This is a genomic window from Thermocatellispora tengchongensis, from assembly GCF_014202315.1.
GTDB lineage: Bacteria > Actinomycetota > Actinomycetes > Streptosporangiales > Streptosporangiaceae > Thermocatellispora > Thermocatellispora tengchongensis.
In genome coordinates, this window is record NZ_JACHGN010000005.1 from 225,701 (window position 1) to 252,049 (window position 26,349).

Annotated in this window: 23 protein-coding genes and 1 tRNA gene; 11 read left to right on the plus strand and 13 right to left on the minus strand. The window is 72.6% G+C overall.

What is annotated here, in order from left to right:
• Position 1 precedes the first annotated feature (1 nt).
• A complete protein-coding gene (locus tag HNP84_RS13155; RefSeq protein ID WP_185049950.1) occupies positions 2 to 583 on the plus strand; it encodes a TetR/AcrR family transcriptional regulator in 582 nt (193 codons plus the stop codon).
• A 5-nt stretch (positions 584 to 588) separates the two neighbouring features.
• On the opposite strand, the gene HNP84_RS13160 is transcribed toward HNP84_RS13155, so the two are convergent.
• Positions 589 to 1,080, minus strand: a complete 492-nt coding sequence (locus HNP84_RS13160) for a metallophosphoesterase family protein (RefSeq protein WP_221336212.1) — start codon at positions 1,078 to 1,080, stop codon at positions 589 to 591.
• An 87-nt stretch (positions 1,081 to 1,167) separates the two neighbouring features.
• Here HNP84_RS13160 and mads6 point away from each other — a divergent pair, with 87 nt between their 5' ends.
• The 8 genes from mads6 (at position 1,168) to HNP84_RS13200 (ending at position 10,232) form a co-directional block, all read left to right on the plus strand.
• The gene (gene mads6, locus HNP84_RS13165; RefSeq protein ID WP_185049952.1) at positions 1,168 to 2,676 is read left to right on the plus strand and encodes a methylation-associated defense system protein kinase MAD6; all 1,509 of its coding nucleotides are present in this window, start codon (positions 1,168 to 1,170) and stop codon (positions 2,674 to 2,676) included.
• Between the two features lie 168 nt (positions 2,677 to 2,844).
• A complete protein-coding gene (locus HNP84_RS13170) occupies positions 2,845 to 3,939 on the plus strand; it encodes a Gfo/Idh/MocA family protein (protein ID WP_221336213.1) in 1,095 nt (364 codons plus the stop codon).
• A gap of 63 nt (positions 3,940 to 4,002) precedes the next feature.
• Complete coding sequence (locus HNP84_RS13175) at positions 4,003 to 4,905, plus strand: sugar phosphate isomerase/epimerase family protein (RefSeq protein WP_185049954.1); 903 nt, start codon at positions 4,003 to 4,005, stop codon at positions 4,903 to 4,905.
• 407 nt (positions 4,906 to 5,312) lie between these two features.
• On the plus strand, positions 5,313 to 6,053 hold the full coding sequence (locus HNP84_RS13180; RefSeq protein WP_185049955.1) for a FadR/GntR family transcriptional regulator: 741 nt from the start codon (positions 5,313 to 5,315) through the stop codon (positions 6,051 to 6,053).
• Positions 6,054 to 6,197: 144 nt separating this feature from the next.
• Entirely contained in the window at positions 6,198 to 7,709 is a 1,512-nt protein-coding gene (locus HNP84_RS13185) for a M48 family metallopeptidase (RefSeq protein WP_185049956.1), read from the plus strand.
• Between the two features lie 210 nt (positions 7,710 to 7,919).
• Positions 7,920 to 8,903 (plus strand): BtrH N-terminal domain-containing protein, encoded by a 984-nt coding sequence (locus tag HNP84_RS13190; RefSeq protein WP_185049957.1) that lies wholly within the window; start codon positions 7,920 to 7,922, stop codon positions 8,901 to 8,903.
• 162 nt (positions 8,904 to 9,065) lie between these two features.
• Positions 9,066 to 9,458 (plus strand): hypothetical protein, encoded by a 393-nt coding sequence (locus tag HNP84_RS13195; RefSeq protein WP_221336214.1) that lies wholly within the window; start codon positions 9,066 to 9,068, stop codon positions 9,456 to 9,458.
• 99 nt (positions 9,459 to 9,557) lie between these two features.
• Positions 9,558 to 10,232, plus strand: a complete 675-nt coding sequence (locus HNP84_RS13200) for a DUF6766 family protein (protein WP_185049958.1) — start codon at positions 9,558 to 9,560, stop codon at positions 10,230 to 10,232.
• Here the strand turns inward: HNP84_RS13200 and HNP84_RS13205 are convergent.
• On the minus strand, positions 10,157 to 11,074 hold the full coding sequence (locus tag HNP84_RS13205; RefSeq protein WP_185049959.1) for a 1-aminocyclopropane-1-carboxylate deaminase/D-cysteine desulfhydrase: 918 nt from the start codon (positions 11,072 to 11,074) through the stop codon (positions 10,157 to 10,159). The genes HNP84_RS13200 and HNP84_RS13205 overlap by 76 nt on opposite strands.
• A 47-nt stretch (positions 11,075 to 11,121) precedes the next feature.
• On the opposite strand from HNP84_RS13205, the gene galK reads away from it, so the two are divergent.
• On the plus strand, positions 11,122 to 12,243 hold the full coding sequence (galK, locus tag HNP84_RS13210) for a galactokinase (RefSeq protein ID WP_185049960.1): 1,122 nt from the start codon (positions 11,122 to 11,124) through the stop codon (positions 12,241 to 12,243).
• A gap of 24 nt (positions 12,244 to 12,267) precedes the next feature.
• Here the strand turns inward: galK and HNP84_RS13215 are convergent, their stop codons facing one another.
• The 8 genes from HNP84_RS13215 to HNP84_RS13250 all read right to left on the minus strand — a co-directional run bounded on the left by HNP84_RS13215 (position 12,268) and on the right by HNP84_RS13250 (position 21,709).
• Positions 12,268 to 13,041: an enoyl-CoA hydratase-related protein gene (locus HNP84_RS13215; protein WP_185049961.1), complete on the minus strand. Its 774-nt coding sequence runs from the start codon at positions 13,039 to 13,041 to the stop codon at positions 12,268 to 12,270.
• 58 nt (positions 13,042 to 13,099) lie between these two features.
• Positions 13,100 to 13,852, minus strand: coding sequence for an ABC transporter ATP-binding protein (locus HNP84_RS13220; protein ID WP_185049962.1), 753 nt, complete (start codon positions 13,850 to 13,852; stop codon positions 13,100 to 13,102).
• A complete protein-coding gene (locus HNP84_RS56015) occupies positions 13,849 to 14,793 on the minus strand; it encodes an ABC transporter permease (protein ID WP_221336215.1) in 945 nt (314 codons plus the stop codon). Before HNP84_RS56015 ends, HNP84_RS13220 begins: the two co-directional genes overlap by 4 nt.
• Positions 14,790 to 15,797 (minus strand): ABC transporter substrate-binding protein, encoded by a 1,008-nt coding sequence (locus HNP84_RS13230; protein ID WP_185049963.1) that lies wholly within the window; start codon positions 15,795 to 15,797, stop codon positions 14,790 to 14,792. The genes HNP84_RS56015 and HNP84_RS13230 overlap by 4 nt, the downstream gene beginning before the upstream one ends.
• Positions 15,794 to 16,960: an agmatinase family protein gene (locus HNP84_RS13235; protein ID WP_185049964.1), complete on the minus strand. Its 1,167-nt coding sequence runs from the start codon at positions 16,958 to 16,960 to the stop codon at positions 15,794 to 15,796. Before HNP84_RS13235 ends, HNP84_RS13230 begins: the two co-directional genes overlap by 4 nt.
• A gap of 264 nt (positions 16,961 to 17,224) precedes the next feature.
• The gene (locus tag HNP84_RS13240; protein ID WP_185049965.1) at positions 17,225 to 19,777 is read right to left on the minus strand and encodes a M14 family zinc carboxypeptidase; all 2,553 of its coding nucleotides are present in this window, start codon (positions 19,775 to 19,777) and stop codon (positions 17,225 to 17,227) included.
• 108 nt (positions 19,778 to 19,885) lie between these two features.
• Positions 19,886 to 21,151 carry a nitric oxide synthase oxygenase gene (locus HNP84_RS13245; protein ID WP_312924660.1) on the minus strand — a complete coding sequence of 422 codons (1,266 nt, stop codon included), beginning with the start codon at positions 21,149 to 21,151 and terminating at the stop codon, positions 19,886 to 19,888.
• Positions 21,152 to 21,636: 485 nt separating this feature from the next.
• Positions 21,637 to 21,709, minus strand: a tRNA-Asn gene (locus tag HNP84_RS13250).
• Positions 21,710 to 21,894: 185 nt separating this feature from the next.
• Here HNP84_RS13250 and HNP84_RS52870 point away from each other — a divergent pair.
• Positions 21,895 to 22,188: a YtxH domain-containing protein gene (locus tag HNP84_RS52870; protein ID WP_312924661.1), complete on the plus strand. Its 294-nt coding sequence runs from the start codon at positions 21,895 to 21,897 to the stop codon at positions 22,186 to 22,188.
• A gap of 21 nt (positions 22,189 to 22,209) precedes the next feature.
• On the opposite strand, the gene HNP84_RS13260 is transcribed toward HNP84_RS52870, so the two are convergent.
• The 3 genes from HNP84_RS13260 to rpoD all read right to left on the minus strand — a co-directional run bounded on the left by HNP84_RS13260 (position 22,210) and on the right by rpoD (position 25,232).
• Positions 22,210 to 22,683, minus strand: a complete 474-nt coding sequence (locus HNP84_RS13260; protein ID WP_185049966.1) for a hypothetical protein — start codon at positions 22,681 to 22,683, stop codon at positions 22,210 to 22,212.
• Positions 22,684 to 22,685: 2 nt separating this feature from the next.
• Positions 22,686 to 23,990, minus strand: a complete 1,305-nt coding sequence (locus HNP84_RS13265; RefSeq protein WP_185049967.1) for an amylo-alpha-1,6-glucosidase — start codon at positions 23,988 to 23,990, stop codon at positions 22,686 to 22,688.
• A 138-nt stretch (positions 23,991 to 24,128) separates the two neighbouring features.
• Positions 24,129 to 25,232, minus strand: coding sequence for an RNA polymerase sigma factor RpoD (gene rpoD, locus HNP84_RS13270; RefSeq protein ID WP_312924663.1), 1,104 nt, complete (start codon positions 25,230 to 25,232; stop codon positions 24,129 to 24,131).
• Between the last annotated feature and the right edge of the window lie 1,117 nt (positions 25,233 to 26,349).

Below are 26,349 nucleotides of genomic sequence, written 5' to 3' on the forward strand. Positions count from 1 at the left end.
TATGGCTGTGAGGACGCGCAGGGGGGAGCCCCTCTCCCTGGACGAGATCCACGCGACCGCGCTGCGCCTGATCGACGCGGGCGGCGCCGAGGCGCTGTCCATGCGCAAGCTCGCCGCCGAGCTGGACGTCAACCCGATGTCCCTCTACCACCACGTCGAGAACAAGACCGCGCTGCTCGCCGGGGTGTGCGGGCTGGCCATCTCGCAGCTCCGGCTGCCGCCCGACGACGGGCGTCCCTGGCAGGAGCAGTTGCGCGCGCTGGCGCACGCGTACCGGTCGCTGGCCCAGGCCCACCCCCGGCTGTGGGCGTACGTGCACGAGCACCCCGAGGTCGTGGACCGCAAGGAGGGCATGGGCGCGGTGCTGCGCCGCATCCTGCACGCCGCCGGGGTGCCCGAGCGCGACGTGGAGGCGACCTCCGAGATCCTCTACGCCTTCGTCACCGGCTTCGTCTACGCCGAGACCCGCGACCACCTCGGCGAGCACCCGGGCGCCGAGGACGTCGATCGCAGCTACGAGATCGCGATCCGGCTCATCCTGGCCGGTCTCGCCTCCGGCGAGGCGTTCGACACCCAGCCATAGCCAGGTCACGTCACGGGGACGATCCTGGCCTCCAGCAGGCGGCCCGACTCGATGCGCAGCAGGCCGATCGTGCCGTGCGGCTGACGGCGGCGGTCGGTCGGGGAGCCGGGGTTGAAGATGCGCAGGCCCTCGCCGCTCTCGTCGAGCGGGATGTGCGAGTGGCCGAAGACCACCAGGCCGGCATCGGGGAAGCGGCGGCGCATGCGGGCCAGGCGGCCCTTGGCCGGGCCGCTGTCGTGGATCATGCCGACGCGCAGCCCGTCGAGGTCGAGCTCCAAGGTCTCGGGCGCGTCGAGGTCGGGGCCGTCGTTGTTGCCCTTGACCGCGTGCACCGGCGCGTACGCGGCCAGCTCGGCGAGCACGCCGGGCACGCACACGTCGCCCGCGTGCAGGATCGCGTCGGCCCCGCGCAGGTGCTCGGCGACCCGCGGCGGGCACGACTTCCACCGCCGGGGCGCGTGCGTGTCGGCCAGCGCCACCACCTTCACACCCACCATCCTGCCCCAGCCCGTCCGAGTGGCGTACGCGGCCCGTACCCGTGAGGATGGATCACCAAGGACGGCGAGGAAGGCGGCAGCGGAGAGATGGCACAGATCGTCGGAGGCGGGCACCCGGTCAACGACGCCGAGCGCAGGGTGATCGCGCACCTGCGGGACCACGCCCCGGACGACTGGCTGCTCCTGCACAACATCGAGGTGCCGCGCGGGGAGGAGATCTTCGAGGTCGATCTGATCGTGATCACCGGTCACTCCGTGTGCGTGATCGACGTCAAGGGCACCCACGGCCGGATCGAGGTGGCGGGCACGCGCTGGTTCCCGCCGCGTCAGGGCGCGTACGGCTCCCCGGTGGCCAAGGTGCGCGGCACGGCGCGGGCGCTGAAGGGCCTGATGGTGGACCAGCGCCGCGAGCTGGAGCGCGTCTACGTGGACAGCCTGGTCGTGCTGACCGCGCCGGACGCGGTGCTGGTCGATCCGGCCGGGCGCGACTCGCGCAACGTCACCGCCCTGGACCGGCTGCTGACCGTGCTGGGCGACGTCTCGCGGGTGCGCCGCGGGTGCAGCCCCGACGCGCGACCGTACCTGACCTCGATCGTCGAGGCGCTCAACGGCGCCGTACGCCGCTCGACCGCGCCGCCGCGCTACGGCAACTGGCAGGTGGAGGAGCAGCTCGGCGGCGACTCGCGGGTGACCGAGTACCGCGCCGTCAACGCCACCCTGGGCGGCGGCGAGACCGTGCTGCTGCGCGTCTACCAGGCCGACCCGCTCGCGGTGCGCAAGGAGCGCGACGCCGAGCGCGAGAGGATCGCCAACGCCTACCGCTCGCTCACCGGCATCCCGGCCCACCCGTGCGTGGTGCGCTCGCGCGACTTCTTCGCCATCGACGACGAGAGCCGGTTCGTGCTGGTGCTGGACGACGTGCACGGCCGGGCCCTGCACCTGTACCTCGGCTCGGAGCGGCGCGACGGCGACCCCCTCGACCTGGTGGAGGACGTGCTGCGCGGGCTGGCCCACGTGCACGGCAACGGCGTGCTGCACCGCGCGCTCAGCCCGGCGACCGTGCTGGTCACCGAGGACGGCCGGGCGATGCTGACCGGCTTCGACCACGCCAAGCCGGGCCCGCGCGACTTCACCGTGGCCAACGAGCTGCCCGGCCTGCTCGACGTGCACTACGTCGCGCCGGAGTGCCAGGCGCGGCCGGAGCTGGCGAGCTTCGCCTCCGACGTGTACGCCGCCGGCGTGATCGCCCACCAGCTCCTCACCGGCGAGCTGCCCGACCCCGCCCTGCCCGACGCCGGCCCGCCCGGCACCGGCGGGCCCGCCGAGATCATGGACCTGGTGCGGCGCATGCGCGCCCAGGACCCGGCCAAGCGCCCCACCGCCGCCGAGGCCCTGGACGCCCTCCTCCGGGCCCGCGCCGCTCCCCCGCCCGTGCCCGCTCCCCCGGCCGCCGCGCCCCCCACCGCCGTGCCCCCGTCCACTCCGCCGCCCCCGTTCGCCGCGCCGCCGCAGGAGCCGCGCCGGGCCGACGGCGGACGGCGTGACCGCGCGCTGTTCGACCGGCTGCGCGCGGGGCTGCGGCGGCACGGCCGCTGACTCCATTCACCCGGCTTTATCCGACAATCTCCGAACTTCATCAGACAAAGGGGGTAGCCAGCGCGCGCTCGCGCGTATACGCTCACGGCCATCCGACCATGCTCACGACCGCGCGACCGCCCAGGTGAGGACGGGCGCGGGACGCGAGCCGAGCCGATCGCGGAGGCCATGATGAGCGATGTCCCCGAGCTGGTGCCCGATCCGCCCGTGCGGTGCAAGGACTTCACGATCGGCGCCATCGGGGCCGGGTTCATCATGGCCGACGTGCAGCTCGCCGCGTACCGGAGCGCGGGCTTCACCGTGCACGCGCTCGCCTCGCGCACCCAGGCGCGCGCCGCCGAGGTCGCCGCCCGCTGGGACATCCCGGTCGTGCACGCCACCCCCGAGGCGCTGATCGAGGACGAGCGCGTCGAGATCCTGGACATCGCCTTCCCGCCGCATCTCCAGCCCGCCCTGATCCGGCACGCGCTGCGGCAGCCGCACATCAAGGGGATCCTCGCGCAGAAGCCGTTCGCGCTGTCCCTGGACGACGCCCGCGCGCTGGTCGAGGAGGCCGAGGCCGCGGGCAAGCCGCTGTCGATCAACCAGAACATGCGCTACGACCAGTCGATCCGGGTGCTGAAGCAGCTCATCGACCGCGGCGAGCTGGGCGAGATCGTCACCGCCACCATCGACATGCGCGCCGTGCCGCACTGGCAGGAGTTCCTGCGCGACTACGACCGGCTGACGCTGGTCAACATGAGCGTGCACCACCTCGACGCCCTGCGCTTCCTGCTCGGCGAGCCGGTGGACGTCTACACCGCGGCCCGCACCGACCCGCGTACCGCCTTCCCGCACACCGACGGCATCGTGGCCTCCACGATCCGCTTCGAGAGCGGCGCGCTCGCGGTCAGCCTGGAGGACGTCTGGACCGGCCCGATCGAGCGCGGCGTCGACTCCGACGTACGCATCCGCTGGCGGGTCGAGGGCACCGCGGGGCTGGCCCAGGGCACGATCGGCTGGCCCGACTACCCCGAAGGCTCACCGAGCACGCTGCGCTACAGCTCCGAGGGCACCGGCGGCCGGTGGGAGGAGCCGGTGTGGTCCACCCGCTGGTTCCCCGACGGGTTCGCCGGGGTCATGGAGCAGTTGCAGTACGCCGTCGCCCACGGGGAGTGCCCGGAGCTGGACGCGCGGGACAACCTGCGCACGATGGCCCTGGTCGAGGCCGCGTACCGCTCGATCGAGGAGCGCAGAGCCGTTCCCGTGGCCGAGTTCATCTGAGCTTCCCCGCATCGTTTCCCCCGCATCGTTTCCCCGCATCAATCGTCCAGCAGGAGGTTCACCGTGCTCCAGGTCGGCATCTTCTCCGGCATCTACCAGCACGATCTCGACGAGGCGGCACGGCGAATCCGCGCGCACGGGTTCAACGCGGTGCAGTTCGACCTCGACTTCAGCGACCCGGCGTTCGCCGAGGCGGCGCTGACCGACAAGCAGTGCGCCGAGATCCGCGACACCTACCGGCGGCACGACCTGCCGATCGTGAGCGTCTCGGGATACACCAACATCGTCCACCCCGACCCCGACGAGCGTAAGCGGCGCAACGAGCGGCTGAAGTCGCTGATCAGGAACGGCCGCGGCCTGGGCACGCCGTACGTGATCAGCGAGACCGGCACGTTCAACACCGACAGCGACTGGGCGCCGCACCCGCGCAACACCACCGAGGCCGGGTACGCCGAGTGCCTGGACGTGGTGGGCGAGCTGGTGGAGGAGGCCCGCGCGCACGACGCGGTCTTCTGCGTGGAGACCTACGTCAACAACGTGATCGGCTCCATCGACGCCACGCTGCGGCTGTTCCGCGACATCGACAGCCCGCACCTGGGCCTGGTCATGGACCCGACGAACTACTACGAGGACCACAACATCGACGACATGGACGGCGTGCTGCGCCGCATGTTCGCCGAGCTGGGCGACAAAGTGCGCATCGCGCACGCCAAGGACGTGGCACGGGCGACCGACACCGGGGAGAAGCACGCCGACACCGGCGCGGCCGAGTACCTGTCCTTCCGCGGCGTCGGCGCGATGGAGCTGCACGGCCCCGGCCAGGGCGCGCTGAACTACCCGCTGTTCTTCGAGCTGCTGGCGAAGCAGCACCCCAACATGACCGTGATCATCGAGCACGTCACCGAGGACGAGGCCCCGGCCGCCAAGCGGTTCGTGGAGGAGAAGATGCTGGAGGTCGGCGTCTGAGGCACGCCACTCCGACGCCGACCTCCGCCCCACGGGCGCCCGGCCCGACGCACGCGGGCCTCTGGCCCGATCCGGGCGCCCGTCCCGACGCGGACCTCCGCCCCACGGGCGCCCCGCCCGAGAGGGCGCCCGGCCCAAGGGGGCGCCCGGCTCGACGCACGCGGGCTTCTGGCCCGATCCGGGCGCCCGGCCCGACGCGGACCTCCGCCCCACGGGCGCCCCGCCCGAGAGGGCGTCCGGCCCAAGGGGGCGCCCGGCCCGATGCGGACCTCCGCTCCTGTGTGGCGTGCGGTCTGATGTGACGCGCGGTCCGATGTGGGCGTCCGGTCTGATGTGATGGGATGCGTACGCCCGGTGCCGTCGCGGCGGCGCCGGGCCACCCCCGTCCCTGACCCCGAGGAGACCGCGTGGCCACCCGCCCCAATCCCGAAGGCTCCCCCGGCGGCGGAGCGCGGCACGCGCGCGTCGCGCGTGTGCTCGGCCAGAGGATCGTCACCGGCGAGCTGGCCCCGGGCGACCCGCTGCCGACCGAGGAGCAGCTCGTGGCCGAGCTGGGCGTGGGCCGCTCGGCCGTGCGCGAGGGCGTGAAGGTGCTGGCCGGCAAGGGTCTGTTGGAGAGCCGTACCAGCGCCGGCACCCGGGTGCGGCCCCGCTCGTCGTGGAGCCTGCTCGACCCCGACGTGCTGGGCTGGCGGTTCGTCCCCGACCCCCGCCCCGAGGACGTGCGGCTGCTGGCCGACCTGCGGGTGGCCCTGGAGCCGGGCGCGGCCCGGGTGGCCGCCGAGCGCGCCGACGCCGACGCCGTCCGCCGCATCGACGAGGCCATGGCCGCCCTGTACGCCACCGCCGACGACGCCGACGCCTTCATCGAGGCCGACCTGTCCTTCCACCGCGCGGTGTTCGCCGCCGCCGGCAACGACCTGCTGCTGCACATCTACGAGATGATCAGCATCGCGCTGCGCTCGGTGCGCCAGGTGCACACCCGCGCGATCAGCCACAACAAGGAGACCCTGCCCGCGCACGAGCGGGTCGCCGTGGCCATCCGGCGTCACCACCACCGCAAGGCGGAGGAGGCGATGCGCGAGGTCGTGGAGGTCGCCCGCACCGACGCCGAGCAGCAGGTGGCCGCCCTCTGTTGCGGCGCGTGACCACCGGGGTCGTGGTGCGTGCCGCCGGCGGGCGGGCTTCCGTGGGATTTGCGGCATCTGCTGGTTTCGATGGGGAAATCTGGGGCGCCCGGCTCCACTAGGGTCTTTACCCGATATGACCCCTCACCATGGAGCCCTCCGCCCATGACCACCGCGTTCCGGGCCGCCCTGGCCTTCGCCCTGCTCGCCGGTTTCTACGTGCTGGTGGGGATCGTCCTGGCGGCCGCCGCGTTCTTCGACGTGTACCTGTTCATCGACTTCCACTCGCGCGGGCTGCAGGTGGCGATCGTGCTCACCCTGGCCGCGCTCGCCCTCGTACGGGCGCTGTGGACCGTGAGCCGCCGCACCAAGGGCGAGGAGCCGGGGGTCGCGGTCGAGCGCGGGCACGAGCCGGAGCTGTGGCGCACGGTGGAGGATCTGGCCCAGGTGGTGCGCACCTCGCCGCCGGACGAGATCCGGCTCGTCGCCGAGGTGAACGCGGCGGTGGCGGAGGACACCAGCCTGCTCGGCCTGCGCGCGACCAAGCGCAGGATGTACATCGGGCTGCCGCTGCTGCAGACCCTCACCGTGGACGAGATGCGCGCGGTGCTCGGGCACGAGCTGGGCCACTACAGCGGGGCGCACACCCGGCTGGGCGCCCCGGTCTACCGGGGCCGGGTCTCGCTGCTGGCCACCGTGCAGGGGCTCGGCAACCATCCGGTGATCCAGCGGGTGTTCTTCTGGTACGCCAAGCTGTACCTGCGCATCTCGCAGGCCGTCTCGCGGCGGCAGGAGCTGGAGGCCGACCGGTTCGCGGTGGCCATCGCGGGCAGGGACGCCATGGCGAACGCGCTGCGCAAGATCCACACCACCGCGCTGGGCTGGCAGTTGTTCATGGACGGCTACATGAGCCTGGCGGGCGCGGGCGGCAACCGCCCGGCGCAGATCATGGCCGGGTTCCACGCCTTGGTCTCCGACCCCGCGCGCCAGGCCGAGCTGGCCAGGGCGAGCGAACGGCCGCGGGAGACCTCGCCGTACGACTCGCACCCCGCGCTGGAGGAGCGGCTGGCGGCCATCGCCCAGCTCCCGGACCCGCAGCACGCGCCCGACCCGCGGCCGGCCATCGCCCTGCTCGCCGACCCGGCCATCGCGGCGGGCGCGGTGGAGAACACGATCTGGACCCCCGAGGCCATCGCCCGGCTCCGCCCGGTCTCCTGGGAGGACATGATCGCCCACGGCATGTACGCCCTGCGCAACGCCGAGGCCCTGTACGACCTGTCCGTGGCCGGTCAGCGCGTCATGGGCACCCCGCTGCCGTACCTGGACGCCGCCTTCGAGGCCATCGCCCGGGGCCGGCGCGACGCCCTGGAGCACGAGCTGCGGCAGCTCGGCTGGAACCCCACCGACACCCTCCTGGCCGGCGTGCTCGGCCAGGCCCTGGAGGCCGTGCTCATCCAGCACGGCCACGCCCGCTGGACCCTGTCCTGGTCCGGCCCCGCCCGCCTGCTCTACACCGACGGCGAGGAGGTCAGCCTGTCCCAGTACGCCGCCAAGGTCGCCGCCGACCCCACCGCCATCGCCGGCCTGCGCGAATGGCTGGCCGAGCACGGCGTGGCCCCCGGCTACGTCCCCCCGTCCCCCACCCCGTCCACCCCCCAACCCGCCATCCCCGCCTGACGCCCTCACCGCGGCGAGTCCAGGCGAAGCGCGTGGTCCCTCGCGCTGCCCCTCGTTTCGCTCGGTACGGTCACAGCAGGGCTCCGCATCCACGGCGGGTGCGTCGATCCCGGCTGGACTCTCCCCCTGTGGGAGGGCTCATGCTGCTCCTGACGATCCTGTCCTTTCGATCCTGGTGGCCGGTCAGGGAAGTAGCGAGGCGAGAGACGTATGACCATCGTGAAGGACATCGAGGCTCGCGGCATGCAGCACTGCGAGACGACGGCGCTGGGGGTGCTCTTACGGCATGAAGGACTCGATCTGTCCGAGCCGATGCTGTTCGGGCTGGGCTCGGGCCTGTCCTTCATCTATTGGGACGGCAAGGGCATGGCGTTCCCCTTTCTCGGGGGCCGCGTCAAGCCCTTCGACCTCACCAGGAACCTGGCCGCCAGGCTCGGGCTGACATTACTGGTCGAGGAGACCACCTCGCCGCGCAAGGCGTGGGAGAACGTGGCCGCCCACATCGACGCCGGCCGGCCGGTCGGCCTTCAGCTCGACTGCTACCACCTGGAGCACTTCCGGGCCAAGGTGCACTTCGGCGGCCACATCGTCGCCATGTACGGCTACGACGAGCACGACGCCTACCTCGTGGACACCGGACAGCAGGGAGGGGCGGTGCGTGCCGGCAGGGCCGCCTTGGCCATGGCGCGGGCCGAACGCGGCCCGATGACCGCCAAAAACCGATCTTTCACCATCACCCTGCCGGAGCGCTCGCCCTGCTGGCAGGACCAGATCATCCCCGCCATCAAGGACTGCGCCGACGCCTTCCTGGCCGCTCCGATCGCGAACCTGGGCCACCGCGGCATCGAGAAGGCCGCCGCGCAGGTGCCCAAATGGCTGCTGCGCGCCGGCGACCCGCGGCAGGACCTACCGCAGGCCGCCCTCCTCATGGAGAAGGCCGGCACCGGTGGTGCCCTGTTCCGCGCCCTCTATCGCGACTTCCTCGGCGAGTGCGTCCAACTGATCGACGACAGCGACCTCCGCGCCGGTCACAAGCTGTACGGCGAGGCCGCCATCCTGTGGACGGACGTGGCCACCTTGATCGCGAAGGCTGGAGAGAGCGGCGACGCGGGGTATCTGGAGCGGGCCCGCGTCCTGCTCCATGACCTTTCGCGCATCGAGAAGGACGCCATGCAGCTACTGCGTCGGTTGTAGCTCCAGGTCATCCCGCGCCGAACGGACGCCGAGACATTGCGAGGGCCTTCGCCCTGCTCGCCTTCGCCCTGCTCGCCTTTGCCCTGCTCATGGGCGAGCTTGGCGAGGGGCTTCTCGTTCCGGCGGGCTCATGGGAGGGGCGATCTCGGGTAGTGCCCTCCCATGAGGGTGACGTTAATGGCGTGCCTGGTGGCCTGCGTGGTGCTCGGGGGCGCCGGATGTGGGGTGGCGGCCGAGGCGGGGCCGCCGCGGGCTGTGACGGAGCGGTTCTTCGCGGCGCTCGCGGAAGGGCGGGCCGGGGAGGCGTGTGCGCTGCTCGCGCGGCAGGCGGCGGAGAAGGTGGCGGAGGAGGAGCCGTGTGACCGGGCGCTGGCCGGGCTGGGATTGCCGGCCGGTGGGGCGGTGCGCGAGGTGGCCGTGTGGGGTGACGAGGCGCAGGTGCGGATGGCCGGGGACACGGTGTTCCTGCACCGGTACGCCGACGGGTGGCGGATCAGGGCCGCGGGGTGCCGGCCGGATCCGCCCCGGCCGTACGACTGCGAGGTGGAGGCGTGAGCGGCATGCGCGCGGTCTTCGCGCTCACATTGGTCATCATCGCCATCGGGCTGGTCTTCTTCTTCGTCATCGGACTGCTGCACAGGTAGGAGGGGCGAAGTGAAGAGATTTCTGCGGGACAACGGGCTGACGCTGTTCTTCCTCGGCGCGTTCCTGCTGTCGCTGCTCGGACAGGCGCTGGCCGGACAGGCCCGGTACAACGAGCAGCAGCTCACCGACGGGGGCGACCCGATCCCCCTGCTGTCCTACGTCGGCTCCTCGGACTTCGCCGTGGACGTGGCGGAGAACTGGCAGTCGGAGTACCTGCAGTTCCTGCTGTTCATCGTGGTCACGGTCTGGCTGGTGCAGCGCGGCTCGCCGGAGTCCAAGCGGATCAAGGACATCGGCGACGAGTCGGAGGAACAGCAGCAGATGGGCGCGTACGCCCACGAGGAGTCCCCGGGCTGGGCCCGGGGGTACGGGTGGCGGCGCAGCGTGTACGCCAACTCGCTCGGCCTGGTGATGGGCCTGATCTTCGTGCTGTCCTGGCTGGGGCAGTCGGTGGCGGGCACGGCGGCGTACAACGCCGAGCGGCTGAGCCGGCTGCAGGACCCGGTGAGCTGGGGGCAGTACCTGGGGTCGGCGGAGTTCTGGAGCCGGACCTTCCAGAACTGGCAGTCGGAGATGCTGGCGGTGGCGTCGATGGTGGTGTTGTCGATCTACCTGCGGCAGCGGGCCTCGCCGGAGTCCAAGCCGGTCGGAGAGGCGCACGCGACGACGGGCGAGGAGAACTGAGCCGGTCCGGTGATCACGGCGACCACGGTGGTGCCGGGCGCGAGCGCACCGGAGGCGGCCATCGCATAGACGCCGTACAGCATCTTGGCCACGTAGATCCGCTCCACGGCGAGCCCGTGGCGGTCCTCGAAGTCGCGGGCGAAGGCGTCCAGCTCGGGCGGCACCTTGGCGTAGCCGCCGAAGTGGTGGTCCAGCGCGATGTCCCAGGTGCCGCGCACCTCGCCGTACGCCTCCCGCTGCAGCCTGGCGACCTCGCCGGCGAGGAAGCCGCCGCCCTTGAGCACCGCGAACCCCAGCGCCCGCCGCCCCGGCGGCAGCCCGGCCGCGATGCCGGCCAGGGTGCCGCCGGTGCCCACCGGGCAGCAGATCACGTCGTACGGCTCGGTGATCTCGCCCGGCAGCTCGGCGCACCCGCGCACGGCCGCCGCGTTGCTGCCGCCCTCGGGCAGCAGGTCGAACGGGCCGTGCTCCGCGCGCAGCCGGTCGATCACCTCGGGGGTGTGCTTGAGCCGGTACGCCGCCCGGTCGAGGTAGGCCAGGCGCATGCCGCAGGCGCGGGCGTACGCGAGGGTGGGGTTGAGCGGCAGGTGCTCCTCGCCGCGGATCACCCCGATGGTGGCGAGCCCGTGGCGCCGCCCCGCCGCGGCCACCGCCCGGATGTGGCCGGAGTACGCCCCGCCGAAGGTCAGGATCGTGCCGGTGCGGACCTCGGGCAGGTTGTACCGGAGCTTGCGCCACTTGTTGCCGGTGATCTCGGGGTCGATCAGGTCGTCGCGCTTGAGCAGCAGGCGCACTCGGCCGAGGCGCTCGTCGCGCACGGGCCGCAGCGTCAAATGGTCCACAGCACGCTAACCTACGTCAGGGCCGCGATGTTGAGGAGTGTGCGATCATGCGCGTTATTGAGGCTTTCCGTGAGGCGTACGGCGCCGCGCCGCAGGGAGTGTGGCACGCGCCGGGGCGGGTCAACCTGATCGGGGAGCACACCGACTACAACGACGGCTTCGTGCTGCCGTTCGCGGTCCCGTGGGGGGTGACGGCGGCGGTGTCGCCGCGCGCCGACCGCTCGGTGCGGCTGCTGTCGCTCCAGGCGCCCGGCGAGCCGCTGCTCATCGAGGACCTGGACCGGGCCCAGGGCTGGGCCCGGTACGCCGTGGGCGTGCTGTGGGCGCTGCGCGAGGCCGGGCACGACGTGGGCGGCGCCGACATCGTCCTCGACGGCGACGTGCCGCAGGGCGCCGGGCTGTCCTCCAGCGCCGCGCTGGAGGTCTCGGTGGCGGTCGCGCTCGACGAGCTGTACGGCCTCGGGCTGCCCCGCATGGACCTCGCCCTGCTGGCGCAACGGGCCGAGAACGACTTCGTCGGCATGCCGTGCGGGATCATGGACCAGGCGGCGTCGGCGCTGAGCGAGGAGGGCAAGGCGCTGTTCCTCGACTGCCGCAGCCTGGCCTCGCGCGGCATCCCGCTCGACCTGGCCGCGCACGGCATGCAGATCCTGATCATCGACACCGGCGTGCACCACGAGCTGGCCGACGGCCAGTACGCCCTGCGCCGCGCCGACTGCGAGCGCGCCGCCAAGCACCTGGGCGTGGCCTCCCTGCGCGACGTGACCGACCTGGCCGCCGCGCTGTCGCGGCTCAGCGGCGACGAGCGCAAGCGCACCCAGCACGTCGTCACCGAGAACCACCGGGTCGAGGCGGTGATCGGGCTGCTGCGCGCGGGCGCGATCGGCGAGATCGGCGCCCTGCTCAACGCCTCCCACCTGTCGCTGCGCGACCAGTACGAGGTCTCCAGCCCGGAGCTCGACCTCGCGGTGGAGGCGGCGTTCCGGGGCGGGGCGCGCGGCGCGCGAATGACGGGCGGCGGCTTCGGCGGCTCGGCCATCGCGCTGGTCGCCGACGAGAAGGCCGGCTCGGTGCGCGAGTCGGTGGCCGCGGCGTACGCCGAGCGCGGCTGGAAGGCCCCGCGCTTCCTGCCGGCCACCCCGGCGGCGGGCGCCCGCAGGATCGCCTAGCGCCGCCGCAGACGACCGGTTCGGCTAGAGCGGGGGGAAGCGCGGCGGGCGGCGCTCCATGAAGCTGGCGACGCCCTCGGCGAAGTCGGGGCGGCCGAACGATTCGAGCATCAGCCGGATCGCGGTGGAGTGGGCGGCGTCGAGGGTCTCGTTCCAGTCGCCCCAGATCTGGCGCTTCATCACCGCCATCGAGGCCGGGGAGCTGAAGGCGGCCAGCTCGCGGGCGTACGCGACGGCCTCGGCGAGCACGCCGTCGCCCGGCACGGCCCGCGAGGCCAGGCCCAGCTCGTACGCCTCCTGCCCGGTGAAGGTGCGGCCGGACAGCAGCAGGTCCATGGCCCGCGCCTGCCCGGCCAGGCGCGGGATCAGCCAGGACAGGCCGTACTCCGCGATCAGCCCGCGCCGGGCGAACGCGGTGGTCCACTTGGCGTCGGCGGCGGTGAACACCACGTCGCACACCAGCGCGTGCACCATGCCGAGCCCGGCGCACGCGCCGTTGACCGCCGCGACGACCGGCTTGCGCAGGCTGATCGGGAAGGTGTTGGGGCGCTTGTCCGGCACGGCGGTGTACTCGCCCGACTGCAGCGCGGTGAGGGTCTGGAAGTCGGCGCCGGCGCAGAAGCCCTTGCCCGCGCCGGTCACCACGATCGCGCGGACCTCGGGGTCGGCGTCGGCCTGCTCCAGCAGGTCGAAGTAGCGCCGGCCCATCTCCTCGGTCCACGCGTTCAGCCGCTCGGGGCGGTTGAAGGTGAGCGTGAGCACACCCTGCTCGATCTCGGACAGCACCAGCTCGGACATCCCAGCCACCCTTCCGCCGTCGGCCGAACAAAATTCTACGACAGCGGCCCCTGGCGGCTCAGCGGGTGGACATGTTGGCCCGCACCAGATCCTCGACGGTGGACCGCAGCGCGTGGAACCCGGCCGTACGCTTGATCTCCAGGGGGCGCTCGGCCGGGAGCGTCACCGGCACCTCGGCGGCCACCCGGCCCGGGTCGCAGCCGAGCACGATCACCCGCTGCGCCAGCAGCACCGCCTCCTCCACGTCGTGGGTCACCATGAGCACCGTGGTGCCGGTGTCCAGCCACACCTGGCGCAGGAAGAGCTGCATGTCCTCCTTGGTCTGCACGTCCAGCGCGCCGAACGGCTCGTCCAGCAGCAGCACCGAGGGCTCGCAGGCCAGCGCCCTGGCGATGGCCACCCGCTGCCGCTGGCCGCCCGACAGCTCCTTGGGCAGCGCCCCGGCCAGCGGCAGCAGGCCGACCTCACGCAGGTACCACTCCACCCGGGCGGCGCGGTCGGCGCGCGGGAGCGGCAGCAGCCGCAGGCCGAAGGCGACGTTCTCCGCGACGGTGAGGAACGGGAACAGCGCCCCCGACTGGAACACCAGCCCGCGCTCCGGCCCCGGCCCGGTGACCGGCTCGCCGTCGAGCGTCACCGTGCCGCGGGTCGCGGGTGCGAGCCCGGCGATCAGCGACAGCAGCGTGGACTTGCCCGACCCGCTGGCGCCGACGATGCACACGAACTCGCCGGGCGCCACGGTCAGGTCGATGCCGTCCAGGACCCGCAGCCGGCCGTACTCCTTGCCGACGTCGCGCAGCGCCAGCGTCACGCCGACCACCTCCCCACGCGGTCGCGCAGCACCCGCAGCAGCACGTCGATGCACAGGCCGATCAGGCCGATCACCACCAGCACCGCGAAGATCGTGTCGGTCTGCAGGAAGCGCTGCGCCCGCACGATCCGGTAGCCGAGCCCCGACTCGGCCGCGACCAGCTCGGCCACCACGACCAGGTTCCACGCGGCGGCGGCGTTGACCCGCATCGCGTCCAGGATGCCGGGCAGCGCGTGCGGCCAGACGACCTTGCGCACGATCTCGCCCGAGGTGGCGCCCAGCGTGGCCGCCGCCTGGCGCAGCTCGCCCGGCACCTTGCGGACCACGTCGGCGGTCATCAGCGTGTTGAAGAACACCACCCCGATGACCAGGATCGCCACCTTCGACGCCTCGCCCAGGCCCAGCCAGATGATCAGCAGCGGGATGAACGCGCTGGCCGGCATGTAGCGCAGCAGGCCGACGCCGGGCTCGAACAGGGCCTGCCCCGCCGCCGACATGCCCATCACGAAGCCGAGCGGCACCGAGATCAGCACGGCCAGGCCGAACCCGGCCCCGACCCGGCCCAGGCTGGCCAGAGTGTCGGAGACCAGCCTGCCGTCGGCGAGCATCTCGGTGAACGCGGCCCACACCGCGGCCGGCGAGGGCAGGAACGTCTCCTCGACGAGCTGCGCGCCGCCGATCACCAGCCAGGCGGCCAGCGGGACGAGCAGCGAGGCCGCGCGCAGCGCCCACTTCGCCCGCCCCGGCAGGCCGCGCCCGGACGGGCGGGCCCGGACCGCGCGGCGGGGCAGCGGGGCCCAGCCCTCCCGCCCGGCTCCGGTCGCCGCCGCGGCGGGCGGCCGGGCCGGGGTCAGCGCGCCGGCGAGGTGGGCGGCGAACTGCACCCGGCCGGGCAGCAAACCCCGGCCGTGTCCCCCGCCGTGTCCCCGGCCCCCGGTCACGGCTTCAGCCCTTTGACGAACCTCGGCTCGAACAGGCCGTCCAGCTCCGGCTTGACGTCGGTGAGACCGGAGTCGACCAGGAACTGCGCGATGTTGGCGGCCTGGTGGTTCAGGTTGGCGTCGGTGGTGCCGTCGGCGAACGCGGCGAGGTTGTCCTCCAGCGAGAAGATCGTGGTGCCCTCGTCGTACGCCTGGTACTCCTCGGGCGTCACGCCGGCCCGCTTGGCCATGATCGCGACTGCCGCCTCCCGGTTGGCGGCGATCCACGCGGTCGTGTCGAACCACGTCTTGACCAGCGCCTGCACCGCCTCCGGCCGCTCGGCCACCAGCGTGGCGTCCACCACCAGGTGGTCCGGGATCGCGCCGGGGAAGTCGCGGGAGGTGGCGATGGCCGTGGAGCCGGGCAGCTCCAGCGCGGTGGTGGTGAACGGCGCGAACACGCCGACCGCGTCCACCTGGCCGGCCTTGAACGCCGCGGCGGCGGCGTCGGTGAGCAGCGGCTTGAAGGTGACGTCGTCCTCGCTGAGCCCGGCCTTGCGCAGCGCGAGCAGCAGCAGGTAGTGGTCCACCGTGCCCTGCTCGGCCGCCACCGTCTTGCCCTTCAGGTCGGCGACGGTCCTGATCCCGGGCCTGGCGATGATCTGGTCGTTGCCGGTGGAGTTGTCGTTGACCAGCACGATCTTCTGTCGCGCGCCGCCCGACACCGAGGCCAGCGTGTCGTTGAGGGTCTGGCTGTTGGCGTCCAGGTTGCCGGTGGCCAGCGCGGTCAGGCTGTCGGTGTAGCTGTCGAAGTACTTCAGCTCCACCTTGACGCCGTTCTTGGCGAACAGGCCCTGCTCCTGGGCGACCTGCCAGGGGAACCAGCCGGGCCAGGCGGAGAAGCCGAGGGTGATCGCCTCCTCGTCCCCACCCTGCGCGGAGCCCTCCTGCCCGCCCCCGGTGGAGGCGCATGCGGTGCCCAGGGCCAGGATCAGTACGGCGGCGAGCGTGCGTCGGAGCGTCATGACGAGGCTCCCTTCCTCTTGGGCAGGTGTCCGGAGCGGACCAGGCAGCCGAGGGTGTCGCAGATGACGCGGGTGGCGATGAGCGAGGTGATCTCCGCGTTGTCGTACGGCGGGCTGCACTCCACGACCTCGATGCCGGCCAGCGGCGCGGAGTCCGCGATGATCTGGATAAACTTCAGCACCTCGCGCGGCAGGAACCCGCCCGGCTCCGGCCAGCCGGTGCCGGGCACGAACGCGGCGTCGAGGCAGTCCACGTCGAAGGAGAGCCACACCGCCTCCGCGTCGCGCCAGGCCACCTCCAGGGCCCGCTCGGCCGCGGCCTCGATGCCCATCTCGACGCAGTCGGTCACCGTCATGATCGTGGTGCCGCGCTCCCGGCCCACCTTGACCCCGGGACGCGGCGCCTGCCAGCCGCCGATCCCGATCTGCACCAGGTTGGCCGGCGGCACGTTCGGGATGTCGGTGGCGTGGAACCACGGCGTGGTGTGCATGCGCTCGTCGAGGTCGGTCTCCTGGGTGTCCACGTGCCGGTCGAAGTGGATGATCCCGAGGTTGCCGGTCAGGTGCTCGGCGACGCCGCGCACGGTCGGGTAGCCGATGGAGTGGTCGCCGCCCAGCACCACCGGGAACGCGCCGCTGGCGTAGACGTGCGAGACGGCCTTGGAGATCTGGTCGAAGGTCTTCTCGATGTTGCCGGGGATGGTGAACACGTCGCCGAGGTCGGCGATCGTGATCGACTCGCGCAGGTCCACGCCCAGCTCGAAGCTGTACGGGCCGTACAGGGCGGAGATCTTCCTGATGCCCTGCGGGCCGAAGCGGGTGCCGGAGCGGTAGGTGGTGCCGCCGTCGAAGGGCGCGCCGAGCACGGCGACGTCGTACTCGCCGCAGCGCCGCACGTCCTCGACGTACGGCGCCTTGAGGAAGGTGTTGATCCCGGCGAAGTGCGGCAGCTCGCCCCGGGAGAAGGTGGGGATGCGCCGGTCCACGATGGAGTCGGCGCCGGGAAGGCCGACCTCCAGCGCCCAGGCCACCTCGCGCTCCCAGGCGGTGGTGGGGATCTGGGCCTCGCGCTCCACGGCGTAGCGCGCCTCTGGACCGTAGTGGTCGTGCAGCGGGCCGTCCTGCGGTGCGTCCTCGTACGGCTTGCGGGGGTGCCAGTGCATGCGGGCTCCGGATGTGCTCAGCCCCGGCCGGCAGGCAGCCGGGATCGGCCGGCCTCCCGGGCTTTTGTCCCGCCGTGGAGCGGCCCGCACGGGCCGCCTGCCCCTCTCGGACCAGGCCCGCCGGGAGCCGTACGGCGTCGCGCCGAGCGCCGTACGCGCTCCCGGCGGCGGAACCCTAGGTGCGCCTCACGTGGTTCGTGAGTCCCTGATAGTGCAACCCCGGCCGATTACCTCCGCGTTACCGCCGTGTTCCGACCCGGTGACTCACGGGGAGACCTGGGCGCCCGCGGTCGCCGCGGCCCAGTGGATCGCCCCGCCGACCTGGCCGAACAGGCCCTTGGGGTGGTTGCGGAACAGCGGCTCGGTGCCGAACACGACCACCGACGCGCCGCGCTCGTCCTCGCCGCGGATCACCGCGGCCTGCCCGGCGGCGGCGTCGGGGCCTCCCGTGCCGTCGCCGCCGGCCCGCCAGTGTCCGGCCACGAGCGGGTTGCCGGTCGCGTACGACTGCACGACGCTCACCTCCGGGCCGAGCCCGGTGTACCAGCGCGGCGAGTACACGAACGAGTGCCCCGCCGCCCCGCCGGGACCGGTCACCCTGACCACGCCGTTGGCGTCGCCGCGCCCGGCCACCGGGGTCGCGGTGAGCAGCCCGGCCGCGGTGTTGAACGCCGCGCCGGTCGCGCCGCGGCCGATCACACCGCCCCGGGCCAGGAACGCGTCCAGCGCGGTCCTCGCGGCGGGGTTCAGCGCCGCGTACGACAGGCCGCTGGAGACGTACAGCACGTCCGTGCCCGACCAGTCGAAGCCCGCGTTCAGCACGGCGGTGGAGACCGGGGTGACCGCGAAGCCCATCTCGCGCAGCGTGAACAGCTCGTCGGCGCTCGCCGCGGCGGCGATGCCGAGCTTGCGCAGCGGGGTGACGCCGGGCTGCGCGGCGCGGGCGAAGGCGACGCCGTACCGGTCGGCCAGCGTACGGGCCTGCCCGCGCGCCGACGCCGGGACGACCGCGGTGCCGTCCGCGGCCAGCTTGACCGCGACGCCCGAGGCGAGCAGCTCGTTCAGCGCGGCGACCTCCTTGCCGTCGTCGAGCCGCAGCGCCAGGTCGCCGTACGGGGCGACGTAGCCGGTCGGCCAGGCGGCCTTGACCGGGCTCGTGCGCACGCGCGGCAGCCGGTCGCCGGTGACCGGGGTGACGGTGGCGCCCCAGAGCAGGGCGTGGCTCCAGCCGGAGATGTCGTACATCGCCTCCACGTCCGGGCTGATGTCGCGCCCCGGCTCCAGCATCACGTTGGCGAGGCCGCGCTTGGGCTGGTGCATGTCCACCAGGTACGACCCCGCCGGGTAGCGCACGCCGCCGATGACGGCATCGCGGTCGATCCGCTCCACCTTCACGTCGTTGGCCACCAGGTGGTCCACCAGCCGGGCCGCGGCCACCGCCGAACGCTGCCCGGCCCCGGCCGGGATGACGTAGGCGCGCGGGAAGGTGGTGGTGTAGACGTCCTCGGGCCCCCAGCCGGGGATGCTGCCGATCGGCAGGGTCCGCTGCGCCTCACCGGCCGCGCCGCGCCGGAACATCTCGATCTGGTCGGCGATCAGCGAGTCGCGGTTGGCGTGGGTGAAGGAGATCGCCGCCCGTACGGTCGCCGCGGCCACATTGGTGTTGATCGCCGCGCGGCGGCGCAGCTCGGCCTCGGTCTCGGTGTCGTAGGACTGGTTGTTGACCCGCAGCGGGATCTCCACCGTGTGCGAGGCGACGGTGCCGTGGAAGGGGGCGTACTGCGGGGTGAAGATCGGCGGCCAGTCGTCCCAGCCGTCCACCGAGTCGCGGAAGGGGATCTGCGGCGGCTGCACGCCGTCCTTCTCGGGCGTGTAGCCCAGCGCCAGCACCGCCGCCTCCATGCCCAGGCCGTTGCGGTAGGCGTTCTTGATGAACAGGTCGTACTCGTAGTTCTGGCCGTGCGGCGGCGTGGTGGGCTCGATCAGCGTGCCGTTGACGTAGCCGTGCAGGTCCAGCATGACCAGCGGCTGGGTGTCGATCATCACCTGGCGCATGGCCCGGTCCTCCGGCTGGGAGGCGGTGATGAAGTCGCGGTTGAGGTCGAAGCCGTTGCCGTTGGCGCGCTGGCCCGCCACCCGCCCGTCCGGGTTGGCGGTGACGTTGAAGTAGATCCTGGACCTCTTCAGCAGGTCCCGGGTGGCGGCGTCCTGGGCGGTGGCCAGCTCCTCGGCGACGCGCAGGATCGCGTCGGTGCCCTCCCACTCGTTGCCGTGGATGTTGCCGTTGACGAAGATCGGCGCCTTGTACTCCCCCGGCAGCCTGCGGTCAGCGGCGGCCCGCGCGGAGTCGTTCTCGATCCGCTCGCGCATCGTCTCCTGCCGGGCCGCCTCCTTGGCGCTCTCCGGCGCGGTCAGCGTGACCAGGTACATCTCGCGCCCCTGGGTGCTGTGCCCGATGACCTCGACGCTGACCCGGTCGCTGCGCCGTTGCAGGTCGTTCAGCCGCGCCGCGATGTCGTGGTACGGGACCAGGCCGAGCTTGATCGACCGGTCGGCCGGGTTCGCCGGCGGGACCCGCAGCGTGACCTGCCGGGGGTAGCCCTTGACCCGGTCCACGGGCCGGTGCCCGCCGCCACGCCAGTTGGCGCCCTCCTGGCCGCCCAGCCCGGCGGCCCGCTCGTTCCGCTCGGGCCCGTTGGCCTCCCCCTCGGCGCGCTCGCGCACCGGATCTGGGGGCGTCAGAGTCGTCCGTACGGGGGCGGCCGCCGGGGTCGCCAAGGCCGGCACGGGCGCCAGGAGGGCGGCCGTCAGTGCCATGCCTAAGATCGCCGGCACGGTAGTCCTGCCCACGAGTGACCTCCTTTTTCGGGATATGTCACACGCGACTATCGCCCGACTCGCGTCTCGGACATAGAGTGCGGAGCATCACGAGATGATCGCAGTCGTCTCACCGGCGCGATCACCTTGGGGTTGTCCCGGCGGCAGCGCGTCGGGGTGGTGCACGAACCGCGGGGTCAGCGCCACGTCGTCGTAGTAGCGGTGGAACACCGGCGTCGCCGACCCCGACAGCGGCGGCACGATCCAGCTCCAGTCGGCCGGGCACACCCGGCCCGCCCGCTCCTCCCGCTCCAGATGGGTCAGGAACCGGCGCGACTCGGTGTGGTGGTCGCTGATCGTGACCCCGGCGGCGTCGAAGCTGTGCAGCACCGCGACGTTGATCTCCACCAGCGCGTGGTCCCGCCACAGCGACCGTTCGGTGGAGGTGTCCAGCCCCATCTTCTCCGCCACGATTGGCAGCAGGTCGTACCGGTCCTCGTCGGCCAGGTTGCGCGCCCCGATCTCGGTGCCCATGTACCACCCGTTGAACGGCGCGCACGGGTAGCGCACCCCGCCGATCTCCAGCGCCATGTTCGAGATGGCGGGCACGGCGTGCCAGCGCACCCCGAGGCGGGCGAACCACGGATAGTCCGGATGCGCGATGCCGACCTCCAGCACCGCGTCCCCCGGGATCGCGCACTGCAACGGCCGCCCGCCGGCGCCGGACACGACCAGCGGCAGCACGTCGAACGGCGTACCGGGCCCGCCCCGCCACCCGCGCCGCAGCAGCATGGTGGTGAACTCCGCACTGCGCGGGTCCCCGAGCACCGACCCGTCGGGCATCCGGTAGCCGGCGTACCTGATGAGCTGCTCGTTCCAGATCCGCGGCCCCGGCGCGCCGGGCCGGTCGGGCGCGAACACCGTGATCGTCGGGCGCACCTTCCCGCGCGGCGCCGCCTCCCGCAGATGCTCCACCGCCTCGACCGCCACCCCCTCGGCGGTGGCCACCTTCCTGCGGTCGCGCACCCGCAGCGACTTCCAGTACAGCCGCCCGATGCACCGGCTGCTGTTGCGCCAGGCCACCCGCGCCCCGAACGCCAACTCCTCCGGCGTGTGCGTGTACGTCCCGGTCTCCGCGACCTCCGCCCGCACCTCCCGCAACCGCGGCCTGATCGACCCGGCCCCGGGATTCTCGGCGTAGAACATCGCGAGGAACTCCCCCGCCTCACCCAGCACCCGCTCCAGCGACGCCTCCTCCCCCGCCTCCGGACAGGCCCGCCCGGCCTCACGGCCGTCCCGCCCGTCCCGCTCTTCCTTCCGGACACCTTGCTCCGGCCCCGGCCCCACGGGCCGGAACCTCCGCCAGGTCAGCACGTAACCAACCGCCCACTGTTCGCACACGGACGACGGCGCAGCTCCGGGCAGCGCAGACGCCCTCAGCGCAGCGGCCCTCTCCCCGCTGCGACTCGGTCCTTCCGCGGCTCCACGCCCCCGCAACCCCCGGCGCATGGGATCAAAGCGGCAGGCGTGGCATATGACATCTTCTGTGATCTTCTCTGATTTGTCCCGCAAACCCAGAAACCCGCATGTCAGAGCCGCCGCCCCGGGAACCGGCCGAGACGGCACCCCAAGATCATGCAAAAACCCGCCCCCCGGCAACACGGGCGTGTCGCACGGCGACCGCCCCACGCACACGCCGAACAGCGGGCCGACAGCGGCCCGTACACAGCGCGCCCCCGTCCCCCAAGGAGGGAACAGGCCCGGAAGCCACAGCAGGAGCGGTGGAACGCGCAGTGCCGCGCGACCGCCGGGAGGAGAAAGCGAAACGCCCGTGCCGGGGGCACGGGCGTGGATCACAGCTCCCGCGATAGGACTCGAACCTATAACCTGCCGGTTAACAGCCGGACGCTCTGCCGATTGAGCTACGCGGGATCGTCGCTGCACGCCACCCGGCTCGGGCCCGGGGGCCCGCTCCTTGCGGCGCGGAACTAGATTAGCGCACATCCGGGGGTGCGTGTTCCACGTCGGGGCGCGGGGTAGATCAGGATGGAACCGCGCTCCTGGGGTAGGGGGCCGCCACGCGGGGAAGGCCCCAGTGACAGGCGGAGGTGTTGACAGTGCGTTATCGGGTGACGTTCGCCGTCGGATTGGCGGTGGGCTACGTCCTGGGCAGCCGGGCGGGGCGGGAGCGCTACGAGCAGATCAAGCGGACGGCGCAGCGGGTCGCCGACAGTCCGGCGCTGCAGGAGGCGGCGGGGCTGGTCGGGGCGCAGTTCTCCAAGGCGACGGAGGCGGCCAGGTCCAAGGCCGCCAACGCGCTGGGCGACCGGGTGCCCTTCCTGTCGCGGCCGCATCCCGCCCATCAGCCCCACCCCGACGGCACTCCTTCGGAGGCCCCCATCCCGAAGTGACGGGCGCCCTGGAGCGGGGGATCAGACGCCGAGGCTGCGGCGTACCTCCTCCAGGGCCTGCTCGGCGTGGGCGCGCAGGCCGGGGTCGTCCGGGTCGAGCCCCTGGTCGAAGACGAACTCCCACAGCAGCTCCGGCTGCCCGGGGACCCTGCGCGCCACCAGTCGCACTCCCCCGCGTCCCGGCAGCGGCACGTGCTGGTTGACCACGATCGAGGACGTGACCCGCTCGCGCACCGCCTCGGGCACCCGGCCGGGGTCGGGCAGGAGGGCCCGGTGCCGGCCGCCGTCGGTGGTGATGACCGTGATGCCGTCCTCGTCCCACAGGCCGCGGTCGATGGTGTGCCAGGGCAGGCGGGTGCCGTCGTCCAGGTAGAGCGCGTTGTCGGTGACGACGACGTGGCCGCCGCCCGCCGCCTTCGCGTAGGTGAGCGCGCGGTCGCCCTTGGCCAGCTCGACCCCGGCGGGCAGGCCCCGCCGCCCGAACGTGAATCTCATGGCTAAACGCTATCGGCGCTCCGGGCCGCCTCGGCGAGCAAGTCCAGGGTCAGCGCGGCGGACCAGGAGAAGTCGCGGCAGCCGCGCCCGCTGCCGTCGAAGGGGTCGAAGCACTCGCGGAAGCCGCCCTGGCGTACCAGCCTGAGGGTGCCGGCCTGGAGCGTGTGGGCCAGTTCGTCCAGGCCGTGCACCAGCGCCGCGTGCCGGATCAGCCAGTTGGTGTTCACCCACGACGGGCCGCGCCAGTAGCGGGACCGGTCGAACTGCGGGGCCCTGATCTCGCAGCTCGGCACCGGGTAGCCGGTGGCGGCCATGAACCGCGCCGACTCCAGCGTGGCGACGAGCGCGGTGACCAGGTCGCCCGGGAGCCCGGGGTCGAGCAGCGGCCCGAACGACCCCACGGTGGCGACCGGGATCAGCCGGTTCGCCCGCAGGTCGCGGGCGTGGAACAGGCCGTCCCACAGCCGGGCGGCGAGCGCGCGCCTGATCCGGTCGGCCAGCTCGCGCTGCGGGCGCGGGTCCTCCCCCACCACCGCGGCCAGCTCGGCCAGCGCCTCGCAGGACGCCACCCAGATCCCGTTGAACAGCGGGTCCTCGACGGCGAAGGGGTGGTCGCGCTTGAGGTAGGCCGGGTCGTAGCCGGAGTCGCGATAGCGCAGCGCCAGCCACACGTACCGGTCGTGGTGGTTGTCGGGATGCCGGTCGGGCAGCTCCTCGCGGTGGTAGGCATACCGGACGGCGGGCAGCGCCTCCAGCGGCGCGTCCCAGGACGGGCTGTCGTCCATGCCCGACTCCCAGGGGTGCACGATCGCCGCCAGGCCCTCGCCGCCCAGGTCGCGCGCCGTCTCCAGGTAGCGGTGCTGCGCCACCAGCCTGGGGTAGATCCAGCGTACGAACTCCTCCGCCTCGCCAGCGTCGCGCGCGTGCCGCCACAGCCACCGCACCGCGAGCGCGTGCAGCGGCGGCTGGGTCAGCCCCGAAGTGGGCAGCGCCCGGGGCGCGTCGCCGCACTCCTGCGAGCGCCACACGCCGGGCCCGGGGAAGTATCCGCCCGTGGCGCTGTGGAAGACGATGTGCGGCACCATGCCCGTACGCCACTGCCCGGCGAACAGGTTGCGCAGCTCGGCCCGCGCCCGGGCGGGGTTGGCACGTGCCAGGCCGATGGCGACGAACGCGGAGTCCAGGCTCCACTGGTGCGGGTACAGCCCGGGGGCGGGCACGGTTCCCGCACCCGTCCAGTTCGCGTCGAGCACGGCCTGTGCCTCGCGCCCGAGCGCGGCGTCGTCCACGGCCGGCCGCGCCTCCATCAGATGTACATACCCCCGCCCCGCCCACTCTCACCTGCGGCGGCGTCGCAGCCGGCGCCCGAACGGGCCGGGGCCGGTCTCCGGAGTTGTCCCGGTGACCGGCCCCAACGGCCTCACATATCCGTCAAGCCTGATATCTCAGTCAAGATAGTCGCGCAGCATCTGGGCCCGCGTCGGATGGCGCAGCTTGGCGAGGGTCTTGGACTCGATCTGGCGGATGCGCTCCCTTGTCACGCCGAACTCGCGTCCGACCTCCTCAAGCGTCCGGGGGTGGCCGTCGGAGAGGCCGAAGCGCAACTGGATGATGCGCTGCTCCCGATCGGACAGTGTCGCGAGGATGTCGTCGAGCTGGTCCTGGAGCATGATGAACGCGGCGGCCTCCATGGGCACGACCGCGTCGGCGTCCTCGATGAAGTCGCCGAGGTCGGAGTCCTCCTCGCCGATAGGCGACTGGAGCGACACCGGCTCCTGCGCGATCCGCTGGATCTCGACCACTCGGTCCACGGGCAGGTCCATCTCCAGCGCGATCTCCTCGGGCGCGGGCTCACGGCCGAGGTCCTGGTGGAGCTGGCGCTGGACGCGCACCAGCTTGTTGATCGTCTCCACCATGTGCACCGGAATCCTGATCGTACGCGCCTGGTCGGCGATGGCCCGCGTGATCGCCTGGCGAATCCACCAGGTGGCGTAGGTGGAGAACTTGTATCCCTTGGTGTAGTCGAATTTCTCGACCGCCCGGATCAGACCGAGGTTGCCCTCCTGGATGAGGTCCAGGAACAGCATGCCCCGCCCGACATATCGCTTGGCGATCGAGACGACGAGGCGCAGATTGGCCTCGATGAGTCGCTGCTTGGCCCGCGTGCCCTCCCACACGAGTTCCCGGAACTCCGGGAAGGCCATACGTGCGACACCGTTGGCGAGCTTGTCCTCGGCGAACAGGCCCGCCTCGATGGACTTGGCGAGCTCCACCTCCTCCTCAGCGGTCAGCAGCGGGACCCTGCCGATCTCGCGCAGATAGATGCGGACGAGATCACTCGTTGGCGCCCGCTTGCCGGCGTCCTCCTCATCGACCCGGGCGGTGTCCTCGTCCCCCTGGGGTTCGAGGACCTCGACTCCGTGTTCGGCCAGCATGCGCACGACACGCTCAAGCGCGTCGGACGGCAGCTCGGACCGGTCGAGCGCGGCGGCCACGTCGTCGACCGTGACGCTTCCGCGCTCCCTTCCCTTCGCGACGAGGTCCGCCACCTGGTCTACCGATGGCGGCCCACTTGGCAGCACCGATGCACCCACGCATCACAGTCTGCTGTATTGGGCCCGTAAAACGGCAGACCCATTTTTGTCACCCAAGGTAAGGCCGCAGTCATTACCAAAATGAGATCAGACCAAGGTTTGGCAGCCCGGTGACCAGGAAAGTAATGCCGATTACGCGATCAGATCGCCGCGCGGTTCGCGGAGGCACCGTGAACCCATAGTGATCGCTGCCCAAAACGCGATCACCCCGAGTTGACGATCTCTGTCAGACGCTTTCCGCCATTCCTCCACCCTATTCAAGATCGCTTTCGGCGCGGACGCGCCCACCCCCCTCCGGCCCCCGTCGGGGGCCTGGCCGGCCCCAGCGGCTCTGACGGCTCCCGGTGAGTCTGGAGGGCTTCGGCGGATTCAGGTGGGTCCGGCCGGCCAGATTCAGGTGGGTCCAGGCCGACTCCAGCCGGTCCGGGCCGCCCCTGACGGGTGCAGGCCAGCCCTCGCCGGTCCAGGCCGACCCTGGCCGGTCCAGGCCGACCCTGGCCGGTCCAGGCCGACCCTGGCCGGTCCAGGCCGACCCTGGCCGGTCCAGGCCGACCCTGGCCGATCCAGCCCGACCCTGGCCGATCCAGCCCGACCCTCGCGGGTCCAGGGGGACCCTCGCGGATCCGGGCCGCCCTGGCGGGTCCGGGTGGCTGCCCCAGGACACGTAGACCACGCGTGGAGCGGCTGCGACCGGCACAGCCCCTGCGACCGGCACAGCATCTCCGACAACCGTTCCCCGAGCGTGCCGCGTCACGACCCGGCAGTGGCCGCTACCGGTGGCCGCTACCGGTGGCCGCTACCGGTGGCCGCTACCGGTGCGGCCCTCCGGCAGCCCCTCCCGGGACGCCCGCACCACGACCCCGTAGCGGCTACGGCCGATACCGCTTCCCGGCGGCCGTGCGCTCCGCTCCCCCCGGCCTGGCCGCCGCCCGCCCGGCCGGTCGGCCGGCTCCGCGGCATCGGCTTCGGGTCTCCGCCCCTCCGAGCCTCCCGGCCTGCGGCCCTTGCCGGGGCGGGCCGGCCCATCCCCGTGCCGAGATCGCCGGCGGGTGCTGCGCTTTCTTGCGGACGG

Coding starts and splice junctions, on each gene's coding strand:
- HNP84_RS13155 (WP_185049950.1), top strand. CDS start 2: ATGGCTGTGAGGACGCGCAGGGGGGAGCCCCTCTCCCTGGACGAGATC.
- HNP84_RS13160 (WP_221336212.1), bottom strand. CDS start 1,080: ATGGTGGGTGTGAAGGTGGTGGCGCTGGCCGACACGCACGCGCCCCGG.
- mads6 (WP_185049952.1), top strand. CDS start 1,168: ATGGCACAGATCGTCGGAGGCGGGCACCCGGTCAACGACGCCGAGCGC.
- HNP84_RS13170 (WP_221336213.1), top strand. CDS start 2,845: ATGATGAGCGATGTCCCCGAGCTGGTGCCCGATCCGCCCGTGCGGTGC.
- HNP84_RS13185 (WP_185049956.1), top strand. CDS start 6,198: ATGACCACCGCGTTCCGGGCCGCCCTGGCCTTCGCCCTGCTCGCCGGT.
- HNP84_RS13190 (WP_185049957.1), top strand. CDS start 7,920: ATGACCATCGTGAAGGACATCGAGGCTCGCGGCATGCAGCACTGCGAG.
- HNP84_RS13195 (WP_221336214.1), top strand. CDS start 9,066: ATGAGGGTGACGTTAATGGCGTGCCTGGTGGCCTGCGTGGTGCTCGGG.
- galK (WP_185049960.1), top strand. CDS start 11,122: ATGCGCGTTATTGAGGCTTTCCGTGAGGCGTACGGCGCCGCGCCGCAG.
- HNP84_RS13215 (WP_185049961.1), bottom strand. CDS start 13,041: ATGTCCGAGCTGGTGCTGTCCGAGATCGAGCAGGGTGTGCTCACGCTC.
- HNP84_RS13230 (WP_185049963.1), bottom strand. CDS start 15,797: ATGACGCTCCGACGCACGCTCGCCGCCGTACTGATCCTGGCCCTGGGC.
- HNP84_RS13235 (WP_185049964.1), bottom strand. CDS start 16,960: ATGCACTGGCACCCCCGCAAGCCGTACGAGGACGCACCGCAGGACGGC.
- HNP84_RS13240 (WP_185049965.1), bottom strand. CDS start 19,777: ATGGCACTGACGGCCGCCCTCCTGGCGCCCGTGCCGGCCTTGGCGACC.
- HNP84_RS13260 (WP_185049966.1), bottom strand. CDS start 22,683: ATGAGATTCACGTTCGGGCGGCGGGGCCTGCCCGCCGGGGTCGAGCTG.
- HNP84_RS13265 (WP_185049967.1), bottom strand. CDS start 23,990: ATGGAGGCGCGGCCGGCCGTGGACGACGCCGCGCTCGGGCGCGAGGCA.